We start from the raw sequence: 16,442 nt of genomic DNA, 5'->3' as shown, positions 1-16,442 counted from the left end.
CCGCCGCTATGAGGGGGCCTCGGCGTTCAGAGGGGGCGCCGGCGTCGCCCGTGCCAGGGGCGTGCGCAACAGGGCGAGCTCGAGCGCGCGCGAACCAGGAGACGGTCCCTGGTGTTATCGCAAACATCCGTGTACTGTATGCAATATCCAATTCTGACGAGGAGGTCATGATGAAGCGACGCGGGATTCTCGCGGCGGCGATCACGGCGACGGCGGCCGTCGCCCTGTCCGGATGCGCGTTCGGCGGCGGTGCCCCGGCGGCGGGCGGGGGCCAGGCCCTGAAGGCCGACGGCAACGCCACCGGCACGATCACGATCTGGTCCTGGGACGTCGCGGCGACCGCGCTCAAGCGCCTCGGCGCCGACTACGAGAAGGCGCACAAGGGCACCACGATCAAGGTCGTCGACATCGGCTACGACAACGCCTACGACAAGATCTCCGTCGGCCTGCAGGCCGGCACCGGGCTGCCCGACCTGATCACGCTCGAGACCGACCACGACCAGAGCTACATCACGAAGTTCCCCAAGGGTTTCACCGACCTCTCCCCGGTGCTCGGCGCGCACAAGGCCGACTTCGACCCGTTCAAGTGGAGCGCCGGCACCGACAAGGGCGGCGCGCTGCGGATGGCGCCGTGGGACTCCGGCACCGTCGGGCTCTACTACCGCACCGACTACTTCCAGACCGCGGGGGTGGATCCGTCCTCCGTCAAGACCTGGGACGACCTCGTCGCGGCGGGCGAGACCATCAAGGCCAAGACCGGCAAGACCCTGCTCACCGCGGATCTCTCCGCCGGCGGCCCGTTCTCGATGCTGCTGCAGCAGCAGGGCCAGGGGCTCTTCGACAGCAAGGGCGACATCACGGTCAACTCCCCGCAGGCGGTCAAGGTCCTGACGCTGCTGCAGACCATGCAGCAGAAGGGCCTGATCAAGAACGCCAAGGGCTGGGATGCGAGCGTCACGAGCGCCAAGGACGGCGACTCCGCCGTCACGGCCGAGGCGGTGTGGTGGATCGGCACGCTCGAGAGCGAGGCGAAGGAGCTGTCCGGCAGCTACGGCGTGCGCGACCTTCCCGTGTTCTCCGCGGGCGACGCTCCCACGTCGAACAACGGCGGGTCGGGACTCGCGATCCCGTCGCAGGCGAAGAATCCGCAGCTGGCCGCCGACTTTCTGTCGTACGTGCTCGCGAACGGCGACAACCAGTCGAGCATGATGCAGAAGGAGGGGCTCTTCCCCGCCTACCTGCCCGCGCTGAAGTCCGGCTTCTTCCAGCAGGGCGACCCCTACTTCGGCGGGCACAAGGCGTTCCAAACGTTCGCCGAGCTCACGCCGAAGATCCCGTCGATCACGTTCACGTCCGACCAGTCCGCCGCGAGCGACGCCGTCGCGAACGCCGTCGGCGCTGCGGTGCTGAACGGGGCCGACCCGAAGAAGGCCCTCGACGACGCCGCGCAGCAGATCGCGACCTCGACCGGCCGGAAGATCGCCGGCTGACATGAGTGCGGCCAGCACCACCGGGAGCCGCGGCGTCGATCGCCGCGGCTCCTCGCGCATCGGGCGTCGCTACGCCGCCCGGCTCCAGCGCCCCGGCCTGTGGTTCGCCCTGCCGGCTGCGGCGCTGCTCGCGATCTTCTTCGCGTACCCGCTCGCGGTGTCGCTGCTGCAGAGCTTCTTCCGCGGATCCGGCGGCGAGAACACCTTCGCCGGGGTCGACCAGTACGCGCGGCTGTTCCGCGATCCGATGATCCTGAAGAGCCTCGGCAACGCCGTGCTGATCCTCGTCGTGCAGGTGCCGATCATGATCGCGCTCGCGGTCGGGATGGCGTACCTGCTGAACCAGGCCTGGCTGCGGTTCCGCGCCGGGTTCCGGCTGCTCACGTTCCTGCCGGCGATCACGACGCTGGTGGCCTACTCGGTCGTGTTCCGCGTGATCATGACGACCGACGGCGGCCTGCTGAACCAGGCGCTCGCGCTGTTCGGCGCCGCCCCGATCGACTGGCTCAACAACGAGTGGTGGGCGCGCGTCGCGGTGATCGCCTCGATCACCTGGCGCTGGACCGGCTACAACATGGTCATCATCCTCGCGGGCCTCCAGGCGATCCCGGCCGAGCTCTACGAGGCCGCGCGGATCGACGGCGCCGGGCGCTGGCAGACGTTCCGCCACATCGTCGTGCCGCAGCTGCGGCCGGTGCTGATCTTCACGATCGTCACCTCGACGATCGGCGCGCTGCAGCTGTTCGACGAGAACTTCATCCTCACCGGCGGCGGGCCGAACAACGCCACGCTCACGCCGGTCCTCTACCTCTACAAGGTCGGCTTCCAGCAGTTCGACTTCGGCTACGCGTCGGCGATCGCGTGGATGCTCGTCATCCTCACCGGGATCATCGCACTCGTCCAGTTCCGCGTCCTCAGGGAGAAGCCGTGACCGAATCCCTCACCACCCGGCTCGTCGTCACCGGGCGGGCGCGCCGCGACGGCATACCGGCTCACCGGATCCGAGAGCCGCTGCTGCGCCGGATCGTGCTGCGCAGCCCGGTCTACCTCGCCCTGATCGGGGCGAGCGTGCTCGCGGTCGTCCCGTTCCTGTGGATGGTCATCGCGTCGACGCACACGACCTCGGACCTGTTCGTCACCCCGCTGCCGCTGCTGCCGGGCGGCGAGTTCTGGCAGAACCTCGGCCGGCTGCAGGCGTCGATCGGGTTCGGGCAGGTCATGCTCAACAGCGTGCTCGTCGCCGTGGTCTACACGGTGTTCAGCTCGATCGTGAGCATCATGTGCGGCTACGGCCTCGCGACCTACCGGTTCCGCGGGCGCGGGATCCTGCTCGGCGCGATCCTCGTCACGATGATGATCCCGATGCAAGTGCTGCTCGTGCCGCTGTTCCAGATGATGGCGAACGCCGGCTGGATCGACTCCTACCAGGCGCTCATCGTGCCGTTCCTGGCGAACGCGTTCGGCATCTTCCTCATGCGTCAGGGCTTCCTGGACTTCCCGGTGACGCTCATCGAGGCGGCGCGGATCGACGGCGCCAACGAGCTGCGCACGTTCTACCGGATCGTGCTGCCGGTCGCGCGCCCGCAGATCGCGGCGCTGATCATCTACACGTTCATCAGCCAGTGGAACGCGTTCATCTGGCCGCTGCTCATGCTGAACTCCGAGGATCGCTACACGGTGCCGGTGGCGCTCAACACGATGATCGGGCTCAGCCACGTGGACTACTCCGGCCTCATGCTCGGGTCCCTCCTGGCCACGCTGCCGCTGTTCGTGCTGTTCCTGGTCTTCCAGAAGCAGTTCGTCGCGGGCCTGCTCGGCGGCGCGGTCAAGGGCTGACCGTTCATGCGGCGCTACCAATGCCCGCGAGACCGAACCCGTATCGCGAGACCGAGGATTTCACGCACGGTCTCGCGACGCAGGTTCGGTCTCGCGGACAGAGGGCGCGGACAGGGGGCGTGGACAGGAGGCGGGTAGGCGGTGGGCGAGGGCGGCGGCTCAGGCGCTGAAGTATGCGCTGGAGGCGTTGTCCAGGATCCGGCGCATGCCGTACAGCCAGTTCACCTTGAGCGCCTCGATCGCGCTCGGGATGTCGCCGTCGGCGAGCGCGTGCGCGATCGCCGCGTGCTCGGCGGCGACCCGGTCGACCTTGACGTCGTCGGCGACGAGCAGCGCCTCGTAGCGGTGGAACGAGCCGCGCACGCTCTCGATCACGTCGATCAGGCGCTTGTTGGGGCACGCCGAGAGCATGAGGGCGTGCCACTCGTCGTCCTTGGTCATGACGAGGCCGTGCTCGACGTGCTCCTCGGTGAACGCGTCGGCGAGCTCGACCAGGCGGGCGCCGATCCGCTGCAGCTCGTCGAGCGGGCTGAGCTCGAGCGCGAGGCTCTCCAGGTTCGCCATGACCGGCGCGAGATCCTCGAACTCGCCGGCGCTGAGCGGCACGAACCGGAACCCCTTGCCGTTCTCGCTGGTGATCTGCCCCTCGGACTCCAGGGCGATCAGAGCCTCGCGCAGCGGCGTGCGACTCACGCCGAGCTCGCCCGCGAGCTGCACCTCGTTGATGCTCTCACCGGGCTTGACCAGGCCGGTGCGCATCCGCTCGAGGAGCTCCTCGCGCACCTGCGAGCGGAGGTTCTTTCGCTCGATCGCCATGTTCTTCCCTTCGGCCCTGCGGTCAGCTTAGGGCTTGACCCGGGTGATCATTGCCTCTAATGTTCTGTATACAGAATACATTGAACAGTGCTTCTGTACACCCCCGAAGTCGAGAGGAATCCGCGTGACCCAGCACCGCGACGGCGACCGGATCCGTTCCGTCCGCATCGACGCGCTCGCGTTCGGCGGCGACTACAACCCGGATCAGTGGTCCGAGGACGTGTGGCGCGAGGACATCCGGCTCATGCAGGAGTCCGGCGTCACGATGGTGAGCCTGCCGATCTTCAGCTGGCCGCAGCTCGAGCCCGAGCCCGGCGTCTACGACTGGGGCTGGCTCGACCGGATCCTCGACCTGCTGCACGACGCGGGGATCCGCATCGACCTCGCGACCGCGACCGCGACCCCGCCGTCGTGGCTGCTGCGGGCGCACCCGGAGATGGCGCCGTGGGACTCCGACGGGCACCGCCTGGAGTTCGGCTCACGGCAGACCTACTGCCCGTCCTCGCCGATCTGGCGCGAGAACGTCGCCCGGATGACCCGCGCGATCGCCGAGCGCTACGGCGAGCACCCTGGCCTGGCGATGTGGCACATCTCGAACGAGTACGGCGACCACGTGTCGCGGTGCTGGTGCCCCGAGTCCGCCCGGCACTTCCGCCGCTGGTTGAAGGACCGCTACGGCGACCTCGACGGCCTCAACGAGGCGTGGGGCGTGAACGTGTGGGGCCAGCGCTACACCTCGTGGGAGCACATCGAGACGCCGAAGAAGGCGCCGGGGCCGGTCAACCCGACCAAGCTCCTCGACTTCGAGCGGTTCTCCTCCGACGCGATGCTCGAGCTCTTCCAGATCGAGATCGACGTGCTCCGCGAGATCACCCCCGACATCGCCGTGACGACCAACTTCATGAGCATGTTCCGCGACCTCGACTACTGGCGCTTCGCCGAGCGCGAGGACGTGGTGACCGACGACGCCTACCCCGACCCGATGGATCCCACCTCGCACGTCGGGGCCGCGCTCAACTACGGCCTCATGCGGGCGCTCAAGGACGGCCGGCCCTGGCTGCTGCTCGAGTCGTCCGCGAGCGCGACGAGCTGGCGCGACATCAACGTGCCCAAGGCGCCCGGCAAGATCCGGGTGGAGAGCCTGCAGGCGGTCGCGCACGGATCCGACGCGGTCATGTTCTTCCAGTGGCGCCAGGCCAAGTACGGCCAGGAGAAGTTCCACTCGTCGATGCTCGGCCACCGCGGCGAGCGTTCGCGGAGCTTCCAGGAGACCAAGGCGCTCGGGCTGGAGCTGAAGCGGCTCGAGCCCGTCCGCGGCACCCGCGTCCGATCCCGCGTCGCGCTCGTCGTCGACTGGGACTCGTGGTGGGGCTCGAGCGCGCTCGAGTCGCTGCCCTCGCAGCGGCTGCAGTGGGCGCAACAGGCCCGGGCCTGGCACCGCGCCCTGTACACGCTCGGGCACCCCGTCGACGCGGTGCGCGTGACCGGACCGTTCGACGCCTACGACGTCGTCGCCGTGCCGAACCTCTATGTGCTCGAGGAGCCGCAGGCCGCGGCCCTGCGCGCGTTCGTCGCCCGTGGCGGCACGCTCGTCGTCGGACCGTTCTCCGGCGTCGTCGACGCGACCGAGAAGGTGCACGACGGCGGCGCCCCCGGCCCGCTCCGCGACGTGCTCGGCGTCGAGGTCGACGAGCAGTGGCCGATCGCCGACGGCCTCGTCGAGCGCCTCGCCTACGCCGGCGAGCAGCTGGACGTGCCGCACTGGAGCGAGTGGATCGAGGCCGCCGCCGACGTCGAGATCCGCGGGGCGTACGCCTCCGGAGTGCTCGCCGGCCGCCCGGCGGTCACGCGGCGCGCGCACGGCGAAGGATCCGCCTGGTACGTGAGCGCGATGCTCGAGCCCGAGGGCCTCGTCGCCGTCTTCCGCGACATCGTCCGCACCGCCGGCCTGCCGGCCCGGGACGACGTGTCGGTCGACGCCGAGGCCGTGACCCGCGCCGACGCGAGCACCGACTACACCTTCCTGCTCAACCACGCGGCGGATCCCGTCGCGTTCACCCTGCCCGTACCGGGGCGGGATCTGCTCACCGGATCCGAGGTCGCGGGCACCGTGACGCTCGGCGCGTACGGCGTCGCCGTCGTCGCCGCACCCCGATCCGCGGAGATCCCGTTCCTGGCCCTGACCACCCCCTGACCTCCCATCCCGTCGAAGGAGACAGCATGACGCAGACGTTCGTGCACCCCTACATCCCGAACACGGCGCCCGAGACGCGCGCGGCCATGCTCGCCGCCGTCGACGCGGCGTCCGTGGACGAGTTCTACGCCGACGTGCCCGACGGCCTGCGGCTGGACCGGCCGCTCGACCTGCCGGCTCCGCTCGTCGCCGAGCAGGACCTGGCCCGGCACGTGCGGGGCCTGCTCGCGAAGAACCGGTCGACGCAGGAGCGCCTGAGCTTCCTCGGCGCCGGCACGTACAACCACTACGTCCCCGCCGTCGTCGACGAGGTCATCAACCGCAGCGAGTTCCTCACCGCCTACGCGGGCGAGCCGTACGAGGACCACGGCCGCTTCCAGGCGCTGTTCCAGTACCAGTCGCTCATGGCCGAGCTGCTCGAGATGGACGTCGTGAACGTGCCGGTCTACGACGGCTACCAGGCCACCGCGACCGGCCTGACGATGTCCGGCCGGCTCACCGGACGCTCCCGGATCCTCGTCGCGAGCGACGTGCTGCCCGCCAAGCTCTCCAAGGTGCGCGATTACGTCCGCGCCCACGTCGAGCTCGTCGCCGTGCCGACCGTGGACTGCACGGCCGACGTCGAGGCCGTGCGCGCCGCGCTGGGCGCCGACGTCGCCGCCGTGTGGATCGAGACCCCGAGCGCGACCGGAGCGGTCGAGGCCGCGATCCGCGAGATCGCCGACGCCGCGCACGCGGCAGGCGCGGTCGTCGTGGTCGGCACGGATCCGATCGGCTACGGCGTGCTCGCCACCCCGGCCTCGGCCGGCGCCGACATCGTGACGGGCGACATCCAGTCGCTGGGCATCCACCAGTGGTTCGGCGGCGGGCACGGCGGCTTCATCGCCGTGCACGACGAGCCTCGCTTCGTGATGGAGATGCCCTCGCGCCTGTTCGGCCTCGCCACGACCGACGTCGAGGGCGAGTACGGCTTCGGCGACGTCGCCTACGACCGCACCTCGTTCGCGCACCGCGAGCAGGGCAAGGAGTGGGTCGGCACCGCCGCCGCGCTCTGGGGGATCGCCGCCGGCGTGTACCTCGCACTCATGGGCCCTGCGGGCATGGCCGACCTCGGCGAGGTGCTGCTCGCCCGCACCCGGTACGCCCAGCAGCGGCTCGCGGCGATCGACGGCGTGCGCCTCGCCGACGCGGCCGTGCACCTGCGCGAGTTCGCCGTCGAGCTCCCGATCCCGGCCGCCGACGCCGTCGCGGCCCTCCGCGCCCAGGGCATCGAGCCCGGCGTCGTCATCGGCGAACGCACCCTGCTGGTGTGCGTCACCGAGGTCATCAGCCAGTCCGACATCGACCGCCTCGCCGTCGCGCTCGCCGCGGCCGTCTCCCCCGTGGTCGCCTCTGCAGAGGAGCAGATCCGATGAGCCTTCCCGTCGCCCCGAAGCCCGCACTGCGCCGCTTCCACCAGGCCCGCTGGGACGAGCCGGTCATCTTCGAGCTGTCCACCCCGGGCGAGCGCGGGGTGCTGGTCAGCCCGCTCGAGGACGGCGTGCGCGCCCAGGTGGGCGACGTCGTCGCTGACCTGCCCGCGTCGCTGCGCCGCGTCGCCGCGCCGAAGCTGCCCGAGATGGGCCAGATGCGGGTGCTCAAGCACTACCTGCGCCTGTCGCAGGAGAACCTCGGCGCCGACTTCAACGTCGACATCGGCCAGGGCACCTGCACCATGAAGTACTCGCCGAAGATCAACGACCAGCTCATCTCGGTGCCGCAGCTGGTCGACATGCACCCGCTGCAGGATCCGGCCGACGCACAGGGCGTCCTCGAGATCGTCTGGCGGCTGGAGCGGATGCTCGCGGAGATCAGCGGCATGGACGAGGTGTCCCTGCACACCCAGGGCGGATCCGCCGCGATCTGGTCGAACATCGCGATGATCCGCGCGTACCACGAGGCCAACGGCGAGGGGGAGCAGCGCCGCGAGGTGATCACGACGATCTTCAGCCACCCCTCCAACGCCGCCGCCGCCAAGGCCGCCGGGTACGAGGTCATCACGATCTTCCCGGACGCCGAGGGCTACCCGGACCTGGCGGCGCTGAAGGCCGCGCTGTCGCCGCGCACCGCCGCGATCATGGTCACCAACCCCGAGGACACCGGGATCTACAACCCGGCGATCCGGGAGTGGGTGGACGCCGCGCACGCCGTCGGCGCCCTCGCCTCCTACGACCAGGCCAACGCGAACGGGATCCTCGGGATCACCCGTGCCCGGGACGCCGGCTTCGACGTCTGCCACTTCAACCTGCACAAGACGTTCTCCACCCCGCACGCGTGCGGCGGCCCCGGCGGCGGTGCGAACGCCGTCAGCGCCGCCCTCGCGCCGTTCCTACCCGGTCCCCGGATCGTGCGGGAGGATGACGGATCCTTCTCCGTCGCGGAGGCGGGTGCGCAGTCGATCGGATCCGTCGCGCCGTTCCACGGCGTGATCCCGAACCTCGTCCGCGCGTACTCGTGGATCATGGCGCTCGGCGCCGACGGCCTCCTCGCGGCCGCCGAGATCGCGGTGCTGAACAACAACTACCTCCTGAAGAAGGTCACCGACATCCCCGGGGCCTCGGCCCCGTACGCCACCGGGCGTCGCCGGATCGAGCAGGTGCGCTACTCGTGGGAGGAGCTGTTCCAGGAGACCGGCATCTCGTCGGAGGAGATCGGGGTGCGCCTGAGCGACTTCGGCATGCACTACTGGACGAGCCACCACCCGTACGTCGTGCCGCAGCCGTTCACGCTCGAGCCGACCGAGTCGTACTCGAAGGCCGAGATCGACGAGTACGTCGCCGCGCTCGCCGAGGTCGCCCGCGAGGCCCGGGAGACGCCCGAGGTCGTGCGCACCGCGCCGCACAACCAGACCGTGCACCACACCCACCACGACGACCTGGACGACCCGGAGCGCTGGGCCATCACCTGGCGCGCCTACCGCCGGAAGTACTTCGGCGAGCAGCCTGTCGGCGCGATCGCGAGCGGCCTGCCCGGCTCGACCGCGGCGCCCGCCCCGGCCGTGTGGGGGCACTGATCCCGTGATCGGACTGGTCGTCAACCCTGTCGCCGGAGTCGGCGGGCCCGCGGGCCTCGCCGGCTCCGACGGCGGGGCCGTGCAGGCCCGGGCGGCGGAGCGCGGCTCCGTCCCCCGGGCGCACGAGCGCGCCGTGCAGGCGCTGACGATCATCGCCCGCTCGCATCCGGGGGAGCGGATCCTGACGGCGGCGGGGCCCATGGGCGAAGCTGCGGTCGCCGCGGCGGGGCTGGTTCCGGCGGTCGTCTTCGCCCCGGGCCTGCCGACGACCGCCGACGACACCGCCGCCGCGGTCGCCGCGGTCGCCGCCGCGGGGGCGTCGCTCGTGCTCGTCGTCGGCGGTGACGGCACCCTGCGCGACGCCGTGCGCGGGCTGGCGTCCTGCACGTTCTCTTCGGAGTCGTTGAGCGAGGCAGTCGACTCGTCGGGGTCGTTGAGCGAGGCCGCCGAAGGCGACCGAGACGAAACGCAGCGCCCCGCAGACGACCGCGTTTCGTCTCGCTCGGTCCCTGAGCCTGTCGAAGGGCGCTCGACGACCGGGATCGTGGTCCTCGGCATCCCCGCGGGCGTCAAGATGTACTCCCCGGTCTTCGCCGTCAGCCCGGTCGCGGCCGGATCCCTCGCGGTCGACTGGCTGGGATCGGATCCGGTCCCCACGGCCGAGCGCGAGGTGCTCGACGTCGACGAGGCGGCGCTGCGCCGTGCCCGTGTCGAGCCCGTGCTCTACGGCACCCTCCGCGTCCCGCAGCGTCTCGGCCGCACCCAGGCGCGCAAGGCGCCGACCCCGGTGACCGAGGAGGCCGCCGTCGCGTCCGCCGCGCGCGGGGCCGTCGGCGCGATGCGCCCGGGCGTGCGCTACCTGCTCGGCCCGGGCGGCACCACCGCCCGGATCGCCGCCGAGCTCGGCGTGGCGAAGACGCCGCTCGGCGTCGACGTCGTGCTGGACGGCGCGGTGATCGCGGCCGGCGCCGACGAGCGCACCCTGCTCGACCAGGTCGCCGCCGGTCCGGCGAAGGCCGTCGTCACCGTGATCGGCGGGCAGGGCTTCCTGCTCGGCCGCGGCAACCAGCAGTTGTCCGCCCGGGTGATCCGGGCGCTGGGCGACGATCCGCTGCTCGTCGTCGCCCCCGAGCAGAAGCTCGTCGATCTCGGCGGACGGCCCCTCCTCGTCGACACCGGCGATCCCGCGCTCGATGCGACGCTCGCCGGACACGTCCGCGTCATCACCGGCGCTGAGGCCACCGCGTTCTACGCTGTCGCCGCACCCGAAGCATCCCTCTCGGTCTGACCCGACCGATCCCTCAGCCCCTCCACCCGATCCCCGAAGGAATCCACCATGCGTCTGCAGAACAAGAAGGCCATCGTCACCGGCGGCGCCGGCGGCATCGGCCGCGCCACCTCGCTCGCCTTCGCCGCCGAGGGCGCCGCGGTCGCGGTCGTCGACCTGAACGCCGCCGCCGCCGAGGCCGTGGCCCAGGAGATCCGCGCCGCGGGCGGCACCGCGATCGCGATCGCCGCCGACGTCTCGAGCGAGGCCGACATCGAGCGCGTCGTCGCCACGACCGTCGACGGCCTGGGCGGCGTCGACGTCGTCTTCAACAACGCCGGCATCATCCGCCGCACCACCGCGGTCGAGACCAGCGTCGAGGAGTGGGACCGCGTGTTCGGCGTGAACGTGCGCGCGATCTTCCTCATGTGCAAGCACGTCGTGCCGATCATGGCGGGGAACGGCGGCGGATCCATCGTCAACACGGGGTCCGGCTGGGGCCTCAAGGGCGGCGGTCAGGCGATCTCGTACTGCGCCTCGAAGGGCGCGGTCGTGAACATGACCCGCGCGCTCGCGATCGACCACGGCCCGCAGGGGATCCGGGTCAACTCGGTCAACCCGGGCGACGTGAACACCGGCATGCTCCGCGACGAGGCACGCCAGCTCGGCCAGGACCAGGCCGGCTTCCTCGCCGAGGCCGCCGACCGCCCCCTCAACCGCATGGGCGAGCCCGAGGAGATCGCGGCCGCCGTGGTCTGGCTCGCGAGCGACGAGTCGTCGTACGTGACCGGATCCGCCCTCGTCGTCGACGGCGGCGGGATCGCCTGATCCGACGCCTCCCCCTCGGGGTTGCTCCCTTCGGGGTCGTTGAGCGAGCACCGAGCGCAGCGAGGAGCGAGACGAAACGCGGTTTCCCGCGAGCTCTCCGAAGCGCCGCGTTTCGTCTCGGTCGCCTTCGGCGTCCTCGCTCAACGACCCCGGGCGGCAGGGATCCGGACCGGCGGCCGTTCAGGTCGCTCGCGTAGAATCGGCCCAATGACCGACCGCCCCGCCGACCAGCCCGACCTCGGCGACGCCGGCGGATCCGGCATCGATCCCGCCGACCTCGCCACCACCCTCCGCGTGCTCGCCGCCCTGCACGAGATCGACCAGGATCACCCCGACTTCATCACGGTGCGCCGCGCGACCTCCGCGATGTTCAAGGCCGCGAAGCGCGTGCGCCGCCGCGAGATCCGCGATGCGATCGCCGCGGCGGACCGCGCCGTCATCGCCGCGACCGCCACGGGCGCCCCGGACCGGATCGACGACGAGACGCGGGGACTGGATCTGGCAAGCAGCGTCGTCGACGCCCCGATCGCCGGCGAGCTGCTGAAGCCGCGCAACTGCTACATCTGCAAGCAGCCGTTCACGGTCGTCGACGCCTTCTACCACCAGCTCTGCCCGGACTGCGCCCGGTTCAGCCACGGCAAGCGCAACGCCCGCACCGACCTCACCGGCAAGCGCGCGCTGCTCACCGGCGGCCGCGCGAAGATCGGCATGCACATCGCGCTGCGCCTGCTCCGCGACGGCGCGCACACGACCATCACCACGCGGTTCCCGCGCGACGCGGTGCGCCGCTTCGCCGCCCTGCCCGACTCGGCCGATTGGCTGCACCGGCTGCGCGTCGTCGGCATCGACCTGCGCGATCCGGCCCAGGTGATCGGCCTCGCCGACTCGGTCGCAGCTCAAGGCCCCCTCGACATCCTCATCAACAACGCCGCGCAGACCGTGCGCCGCTCGCCCGGCGCCTACTCGCTGCTCGTCGACGCCGAGCTGCAGCCGCTGCCGGCGGGGCCCCTGCCCGAGATGGAGACCTTCGGACACACCGCCGACCCGCACCCCGAGGCGCTGCAGGCGTCCGTTGACGCGCACCCGCTGCTGTCGATCGCGTCCCTCGGAGGCACGATCGCCGAGCAGGGCGGGCAGGCGCTCACCGCTGACGAGCTCGCACGGCTCGCGATGGCCCCCGGATCCTCGTCGCTCGCGAAGCACGCGGACGGCACCGCGATCGACGCGGGCGGGCTCGTGCCGGACGTCAACCGGGTGAACAGCTGGGTGCAGAGCGTGGATCAGGTGGATCCGCTCGAGATGCTCGAGGTGCAGCTCTGCAACACGACCGCGCCGTTCCTGCTCATCAGCCGGCTGCGCCCCGCGATGGCCGCCTCGCCGGCTCGGCGCAAGCACATCGTGAACGTCTCGGCGATGGAGGGCCAGTTCTCCCGCCGGTACAAGGGCCCCGGCCACCCGCACACGAACATGGCGAAGGCCGCCCTGAACATGCTCACCCGCACGAGCGCCGGCGAGATGCTGGAGACCGACGGGATCCTGATGACCGCCGTCGACACCGGCTGGATCACCGACGAGCGCCCGCACTTCACGAAGGTCCGCCTGGCCGAGGAGGGCTTCCACGCCCCGCTCGACCTCGTCGACGGCGCCGCCCGCGTGTACGACCCGATCGTGCGCGGCGAGGCCGGCGAGGACGTGCACGGTGTGTTCCTCAAGGACTACGAGGCCAGCCCCTGGTGAGTCGCGGATCGACACGCGGAAAGAGGGCGACCGTCGAGCTGACCGACGGCACCCGTCTCGTCGTGGCTTCCGACTGGCGCGTGCTCGGCGTGCTGGGGATCGACTTGCTCGTGATGGTGCCCGGGATCGTCTTCGTCGCGATATGGCGCGTCCACTTTGATGCCACGAGAGCGGCGCTGCTCACGGCAGCGATCGTGTGGCCGGTGTTCGCCTTCTGCTATGGCGTGTGCAGCGCCGGCGGTCGCTCGCTGGGCGGGCTCGCGTTCGGCACCCGCTTGGTCCTCGTGCCGAGCGGCCGATCGCTCGGTCCGTGGTGCCGGGGATGGCTCGCGTTCCTGCTGGGCGTGCTGCTCGTGCTGCTGGTCGCCAGCGAAATGGGGCCTTGGGGGCGGGCCCGTCGCGCGGATCCGGAGGAGCAGTTCACCGGCAAGACCAGATTCATCGACGTCGCCGCGTCGCGCGGACTCGATCCCGTCGGGAGTCCTCAGCCTCGCATCGAGTAGTGGCGCATCGGGGAGGCCCGCCCGAAAGGGGAATGCTCGAGTGTGCCTCGCCGTGGCGGAGGCTCGGGCGCGCACCGTTTCGGCGGAAGAAGCCGCTTGCGGGGGCACCCCGGCGGTACCCTGAGCGCACCGGATCGCGGATGCGAGCGGGGAGAGGAGCACCACGATGATTCCCGAGATCAACTACTGGGCCGTCCTGCTGGCGACCGCGTCGAGCATGGTCGTCGGAACGATCTGGTACGCCCGCGGCGTGCTCGGCGCCCGGTGGGCCCGCCTCGCCGGCGTGAATCTGGACAAGCCCGCGGGCAACCCCGTCCTCGCGATCATCGCGACCGTGATCGTGAGCTTCCTCACGGCGTGGGTGCTCGCCGGTGCGTCCGCGATCGCCTGGCACTTCTACGGCCGGTCCTTCTTCCTGTCCGCCCTGGTGACCGCGATCACGCTGTGGCTCGGCTTCACGGCGGCCCGGTTCATCACGCACGACGCGTTCGAGGGCCGCCCGAGCTCGCTGACCGTGCTGAACATCTCGCACGAGCTCGTCACGGTCATCGTGATGGCCGTGCTCATCGGGGTGTGGCCGCCGGCGTTGCACTGAGCCACGGCACTCGCAGTCCGAGCGTGAGGCGCGTACCGATCCGTGCGATACCCGGACTCACGTCGCGCTGCCCGGTGTGGTGACTCAGCGGCACGGCGTGGGGTGACGGACTCAGTCGATCCGGCCGGGTCGGGGCTCTCACGGGCAGGAGCGGCGTTCTCCGACTGAGTTCGAAACTCGCGCGGCGGCATTCCGGCGCACGCGAGCGGCACTCGAGGCGTCACCGCCGCACGGCATAACGGTGCAGCGTGACGCCCTCGTCGAACGCCGCCTGCTCGAGCAGGTCCAGCTGCACCCGATGCGCCGGCTCGCCAGGAGCGGGCGGGTCGAACAGCTCACGACCGGATCCGAGGATCACCGGATGCGTGAACAGCAGCAGCTCGTCGAGCAGGCCGGCGTGCAGCAGCGCGGTCGCGAGGGTCGCTCCGCCGACCCCGATCGCGCCCTCGGTGGAGGCGCGGACCTCGGACAGGCGGGCGATCGCGTCCTCGCCGATCACCCGGGTGTTGTACGGCGCCTCGGTGCGGGTGCGCGACACGAGGATCTTCGGCGCATCGGTCCAGATCGCGCCGTACTCCCGCAGGAATCCCGGGAGCGAGGCGTCGTCCCGCGCGGCGGGCCAGAACCGCTCCATGATCTCGAACACGCGCCGCCCCTGGATCATGAGCGCCATCTCGCGTGCCCGCGCGTTGAACTCGCTGTGCAGCGGCTCGCCGATCCGCATCCAGTCGCCGCTGCCGTCCTCGCCGGGCGCGGCCTCGATCCGCAGATCGAGGGACACGTTCATCCAGTACACGAATCGGCCCATGCGATCCTCCGCTCCGCATCGAACGAGAACGACGCTAGACCGGGCGGGGGAGGCCCGCAACGGATCCGGGGCGGGTCGCACGTCGGCCGTGCCGTCCCGTCCCAACGCCGACGCCCCCTCGCAACGTCGATGCCCCCTCGCAGCGACGTCGCCCAGAGGGGGCGTCGACGTGCAGAGGGGGCGTCGATGAAGAGGTTGGTGTGGGGGTTACGCGGCGACCCGGGCGACCGCGGCGATCGCGCTCTCGAAGAAGCCGAGGCCGTCGACGCCGCTGCGCATCGCGACGCGGGTGTCCGGGCCGAAGCCGGGCTCGGTCGCATGCTCGGGGTGCGGCATCAGGCCGACCACGTTGCCCGCGGCGTTGGTGAGGCCTGCGATGTCGTTGAGGGATCCGTTCGGGTTGATCCCGGCGTAGCGGAAGGCGACGAGGCCCTCGCCCTCGAGCCGCTCGAGCGTCGGCGCGTCGGCGATGTAGCCGCCCTCGCCGTTCTTCAGCGGGATCGTGATCTCCTGGCCCCGCTCGAAGGCGCTGGTCCAGGCGGTGTCGGCGTTCTCGACCGTGAGCTTCTGGTCGCGGCGCACGAAGTGCTGATGGTCGTTGCGGATCAGGCCGCCCGGCAGCAGGTGCGCCTCGACGAGCATCTGGAAGCCGTTGCAGATGCCGAGGATCGGCATGCCCTTGGCGGCGGCGTCCTTGACCTCGGTCATGATCGGCGACAGCGCCGCGATCGCGCCCGAGCGCAGGTAGTCGCCGTAGCTGAAGCCGCCGGGCAGGATCACCGCGTCAACGCCGTCGAGGTCATGCGTGCCGTGCCAGAGCGCGACGGCCTCGGCCCCGGCGATGCGGACGGCGCGCTGCGCGTCGCGGTCGTCGAGGGATCCGGGGAACGTGACGACCCCGATCCGGACCGTCATTCCGCGACCTCGACGCCCACGACGTCCTCGATCACGGAGTTGGAGAGGACCTCTTCGGCGACCCGGCGGGCCTCGGCCAGGACGGCGGCGGTGACCTCGCCGTCCACGGTGAGCTCGAAGCGCTTGCCGATGCGGACGTCGCTGAACGCGGTCACGCCGGTGCGGGCGAAGGCGCCCGAGACGGCCTTCCCCTGCGGGTCGAGCAGTTCGGACTTGGGCATGACGTCGACGACGATGGTGGGCATGAACGGCTCCGGAAGTCGCGCGGGCGGGGGCGGCACCAGTCTACCGTGCGGAAATCCGCGGTCCGGCCGGGTTCCCGATCCTGTTCGCTGGTCGCGACCCGCCCCCCAAAACGGGGGCGGGGGGGGGGGGGGGCGCCACCCCCAGACGGGGGGGGG

At 71.1% G+C, this 16,442-nt stretch carries 15 protein-coding genes; 11 read left to right on the top strand and 4 right to left on the bottom strand.

The genetic code is table 11. The features are described from left to right. The first annotated feature begins 167 nt into the window (after positions 1-167). Genes RBR11_RS13845 through RBR11_RS13835 form a run of 3 tightly spaced genes read left to right on the top strand, consistent with a single transcriptional unit; the run spans position 168 to position 3,326 of the window. Complete coding sequence (locus RBR11_RS13845) at positions 168-1,490, top strand: ABC transporter substrate-binding protein (protein WP_308489952.1); 1,323 nt, start codon at positions 168-170, stop codon at positions 1,488-1,490. A gap of 1 nt (position 1,491) precedes the next feature. Continuing rightward, positions 1,492-2,421, top strand: a complete 930-nt coding sequence (locus tag RBR11_RS13840; RefSeq protein ID WP_308489951.1) for a carbohydrate ABC transporter permease — start codon at positions 1,492-1,494, stop codon at positions 2,419-2,421. Continuing rightward, on the top strand, positions 2,418-3,326 hold the full coding sequence (locus tag RBR11_RS13835; protein WP_308489950.1) for a carbohydrate ABC transporter permease: 909 nt from the start codon (positions 2,418-2,420) through the stop codon (positions 3,324-3,326). The genes RBR11_RS13840 and RBR11_RS13835 overlap by 4 nt, the downstream gene beginning before the upstream one ends. 159 nt (positions 3,327-3,485) lie before the next feature. Here the strand turns inward: RBR11_RS13835 and RBR11_RS13830 are convergent, their stop codons facing one another. Beyond that, a complete protein-coding gene (locus RBR11_RS13830) occupies positions 3,486-4,142 on the bottom strand; it encodes a GntR family transcriptional regulator (protein ID WP_308489949.1) in 657 nt (218 codons plus the stop codon). Between the two features lie 124 nt (positions 4,143-4,266). Between RBR11_RS13830 and RBR11_RS13825 the strand changes: the two genes are divergently transcribed. From RBR11_RS13825 to RBR11_RS13790, 8 genes are all read left to right on the top strand, one after another. Continuing rightward, positions 4,267-6,336 (top strand): beta-galactosidase, encoded by a 2,070-nt coding sequence (locus RBR11_RS13825; protein ID WP_308489948.1) that lies wholly within the window; start codon positions 4,267-4,269, stop codon positions 6,334-6,336. Between the two features lie 26 nt (positions 6,337-6,362). Next, complete coding sequence (gcvPA, locus tag RBR11_RS13820; RefSeq protein ID WP_308489947.1) at positions 6,363-7,751, top strand: aminomethyl-transferring glycine dehydrogenase subunit GcvPA; 1,389 nt, start codon at positions 6,363-6,365, stop codon at positions 7,749-7,751. Next, entirely contained in the window at positions 7,748-9,388 is a 1,641-nt protein-coding gene (gene gcvPB / locus RBR11_RS13815; RefSeq protein WP_308489946.1) for an aminomethyl-transferring glycine dehydrogenase subunit GcvPB, read from the top strand. The genes gcvPA and gcvPB overlap by 4 nt, the downstream gene beginning before the upstream one ends. 4 nt (positions 9,389-9,392) lie before the next feature. Continuing rightward, positions 9,393-10,676 (top strand): ATP-NAD kinase family protein, encoded by a 1,284-nt coding sequence (locus RBR11_RS13810; protein ID WP_308489945.1) that lies wholly within the window; start codon positions 9,393-9,395, stop codon positions 10,674-10,676. 48 nt (positions 10,677-10,724) lie between these two features. Then, complete coding sequence (locus RBR11_RS13805; protein WP_308489944.1) at positions 10,725-11,483, top strand: SDR family NAD(P)-dependent oxidoreductase; 759 nt, start codon at positions 10,725-10,727, stop codon at positions 11,481-11,483. Positions 11,484-11,690: 207 nt separating this feature from the next. Then, a complete protein-coding gene (locus RBR11_RS13800) occupies positions 11,691-13,220 on the top strand; it encodes an SDR family NAD(P)-dependent oxidoreductase (protein ID WP_308489943.1) in 1,530 nt (509 codons plus the stop codon). Between the two features lie 62 nt (positions 13,221-13,282). Next, entirely contained in the window at positions 13,283-13,723 is a 441-nt protein-coding gene (locus tag RBR11_RS13795) for a hypothetical protein (RefSeq protein ID WP_308489942.1), read from the top strand. Positions 13,724-13,889: 166 nt separating this feature from the next. Next, positions 13,890-14,318, top strand: a complete 429-nt coding sequence (locus RBR11_RS13790; protein ID WP_308489941.1) for a DUF1761 domain-containing protein — start codon at positions 13,890-13,892, stop codon at positions 14,316-14,318. Between the two features lie 220 nt (positions 14,319-14,538). Here RBR11_RS13790 and RBR11_RS13785 read toward each other — a convergent pair whose 3' ends face one another. From RBR11_RS13785 to purS, 3 genes are all read right to left on the bottom strand, one after another. Continuing rightward, on the bottom strand, positions 14,539-15,126 hold the full coding sequence (locus RBR11_RS13785; protein ID WP_308489940.1) for a dihydrofolate reductase family protein: 588 nt from the start codon (positions 15,124-15,126) through the stop codon (positions 14,539-14,541). Between the two features lie 207 nt (positions 15,127-15,333). Then, positions 15,334-16,041 (bottom strand): phosphoribosylformylglycinamidine synthase subunit PurQ, encoded by a 708-nt coding sequence (gene purQ / locus RBR11_RS13780; RefSeq protein ID WP_308489939.1) that lies wholly within the window; start codon positions 16,039-16,041, stop codon positions 15,334-15,336. After that, a complete protein-coding gene (gene purS / locus RBR11_RS13775; protein ID WP_308489938.1) occupies positions 16,038-16,286 on the bottom strand; it encodes a phosphoribosylformylglycinamidine synthase subunit PurS in 249 nt (82 codons plus the stop codon). Before purS ends, purQ begins: the two co-directional genes overlap by 4 nt. Between the last annotated feature and the right edge of the window lie 156 nt (positions 16,287-16,442).

The sequence above is a fragment of the Microbacterium capsulatum genome, from assembly GCF_030865425.1.
GTDB lineage: Bacteria > Actinomycetota > Actinomycetes > Actinomycetales > Microbacteriaceae > Microbacterium > Microbacterium capsulatum.
This window is presented reverse-complemented; position numbering and strand designations above follow the sequence as displayed.

Coding starts and splice junctions, on each gene's coding strand:
- RBR11_RS13830 (WP_308489949.1), bottom strand. CDS start 4,142: ATGGCGATCGAGCGAAAGAACCTCCGCTCGCAGGTGCGCGAGGAGCTC.
- RBR11_RS13840 (WP_308489951.1), top strand. CDS start 1,492: ATGAGTGCGGCCAGCACCACCGGGAGCCGCGGCGTCGATCGCCGCGGC.
- RBR11_RS13805 (WP_308489944.1), top strand. CDS start 10,725: ATGCGTCTGCAGAACAAGAAGGCCATCGTCACCGGCGGCGCCGGCGGC.
- purQ (WP_308489939.1), bottom strand. CDS start 16,041: ATGACGGTCCGGATCGGGGTCGTCACGTTCCCCGGATCCCTCGACGAC.
- RBR11_RS13845 (WP_308489952.1), top strand. CDS start 168: ATGATGAAGCGACGCGGGATTCTCGCGGCGGCGATCACGGCGACGGCG.
- RBR11_RS13785 (WP_308489940.1), bottom strand. CDS start 15,126: ATGGGCCGATTCGTGTACTGGATGAACGTGTCCCTCGATCTGCGGATC.
- RBR11_RS13800 (WP_308489943.1), top strand. CDS start 11,691: ATGACCGACCGCCCCGCCGACCAGCCCGACCTCGGCGACGCCGGCGGA.
- purS (WP_308489938.1), bottom strand. CDS start 16,286: ATGCCCACCATCGTCGTCGACGTCATGCCCAAGTCCGAACTGCTCGAC.
- gcvPB (WP_308489946.1), top strand. CDS start 7,748: ATGAGCCTTCCCGTCGCCCCGAAGCCCGCACTGCGCCGCTTCCACCAG.
- RBR11_RS13790 (WP_308489941.1), top strand. CDS start 13,890: ATGATTCCCGAGATCAACTACTGGGCCGTCCTGCTGGCGACCGCGTCG.
- gcvPA (WP_308489947.1), top strand. CDS start 6,363: ATGACGCAGACGTTCGTGCACCCCTACATCCCGAACACGGCGCCCGAG.